General features: G+C 56.9%; 1 pseudogene. It reads right to left on the reverse strand.

From position 1 onward, the window contains the following. Positions 1-214 (reverse strand): annotated as a pseudogene (locus tag AC58NV_RS23770) (IS110 family transposase); the annotation flags it as partial. Positions 215-341 lie beyond the last annotated feature (127 nt).

A 341-nucleotide genomic window follows, 5' to 3' on the forward strand; every position in this document is an offset into this window, starting at 1 on the left:
ACCCCGCGCGCGCCAGCCCTTCGAACAGCCATTGCGACAGCGGACCGGCTTCCAACCCAATCCGTTCGAAATGGACCCCGATACCGCTCAAGGCTAGAGAGAGCTCCTCGGGGTGGCTCGCAATCTTCATTTCTGAGCAGACTTGGCCGTCGTCGTCGACAACACAAATGGCGGTTTCTTTTACTGAGACATCCAATCCGGCATAATGTTTCATGCTGCGTCTCCTTCCTTGATGCTTGTGGCTGCTTCACACAGACCACGTATTGTCATCAGCTCGAGACGCAGCACCTACCGGAGACCGAGGCTGGAAGTGGGGCGCAAGCCGAATACCCCATCTGAAC

The organism is Leisingera sp. ANG49 (genome assembly GCF_059694505.1).